Origin of the sequence: Pseudomonas sp. HMWF006, from assembly GCF_003061205.1 — a bacterium.
GTDB lineage: Bacteria > Pseudomonadota > Gammaproteobacteria > Pseudomonadales > Pseudomonadaceae > Aquipseudomonas > Aquipseudomonas monsensis.
Map to the genome: position 1 here is coordinate 6565 of NZ_QAIU01000460.1, position 1181 is coordinate 7745.

Sequence of the window (1181 nt, forward strand, 5' to 3'; positions counted from 1 at the left end):
TTCGACAAAACGTATGACGCTGTCGCGGACCATTTGGTGGCTGGGGTCGAAGTATTCGTGGAAGGCAGGCATGGGCAAACTCCACTAGAGGGTTCGCCGAACTTAACCGAGCGCTTGCTTGGTTTTCAACAAGATTGTGCAAGCCAGGGAGACCGGGGGGGGTCATTGCTGGCAAGCCAGCGCCCACAGGTCCGGAGTTGTTCACCCTGTTTGGTGATCAACACAAATCACTGTGGGAGCTGGTCCGCCTGCGATGAGGCCAGATCAGGCCATACAAATATCAGAGGGAAATCGGCTTACGCCCGGCAAACGAATGCGCCAGCGTCCCGCCATCGACCAACTCGAGCTCACCACCCAACGGCACGCCGTGAGCAATGCGCGAAGCGATCAGGCCTTTGTTGGCGAGAAGCTGCGCGATGTAATGCGCCGTGGCCTCACCTTCCACCGTCGGGTTGGTGGCGAGGATGACCTCGGTAAACGTGCCCGCCTCTTCAATTCGCGTCATCAATTGCGGAATGCCGATGGCCTCAGGCCCAAGGCCATCGAGCGGCGACAGATGCCCCTTGAGCACGAAGTAGCGTCCACGGAATCCTGTCTGTTCGACCGCGTAGACATCCATCGGCCCTTCGACCACACACAGCAAGGTGTCATCGCGGCGGGTATCGGCGCATTGCGGGCACAGATCGTCTTCGGTCAACGTGCGGCACTGGCGGCAATGACCAACCCCTTCCATGGCCTGGCTCAGGGACTGGGCCAGGCGCGTACCGCCGCTGCGATCACGCTCGAGCAACTGCAACGCCATGCGCTGGGCGGTTTTCTGACCCACACCCGGCAAAATTCGCAGGGCGTCGATCAGTTGGCGAATCAAAGGGCTGAAGCTCATGGGTAAAAAGTCCGACAAAACAACGAGACGCGGTTTATACCCGCGCCTCTGGCCAGCGTCAAATACTCAGTCTGTGGCGACCTTCACCACCAGTTTGCCGAAGTTGCGCCCTTCCAGCAGACCGATAAATGCCTCGGGCGCCTGCTCCAGGCCCTCGACCACGTCCTCGCGGAACTTTACCTTGCCGTCGCGCACCCACGGCACCATGTGGCTGATGAATTCCGGCTGACGATCACCGTAGTCATCGAACACGATAAAGCCCTGAATGCGCACACGCTTGGTCAGCAACGTGCGTTGC

Annotated in this window: 2 protein-coding genes; both read right to left on the reverse strand. The window is 59.6% G+C overall.

Annotated features, from left to right (window positions below; genetic code table 11):
• Positions 1–280: 280 nt before the first annotated feature.
• On the reverse strand, positions 281–883 hold the full coding sequence (recR, locus tag DBR24_RS20030; RefSeq protein ID WP_123463576.1) for a recombination mediator RecR: 603 nt from the start codon (positions 881–883) through the stop codon (positions 281–283).
• A gap of 66 nt (positions 884–949) precedes the next feature.
• Positions 950–1181, reverse strand: a 232-nt coding sequence (locus DBR24_RS32995) for a zinc-binding dehydrogenase (RefSeq protein WP_256591671.1), incomplete at its 5' end; no start/stop codon positions are given.

What these genes read in the sequence shown, in the direction of transcription:
- recR (WP_123463576.1), bottom strand. Translation starts at nt 883, where the DNA reads ATGAGCTTCAGCCCTTTGATTCGCCAACTGATCGACGCCCTGCGAATT.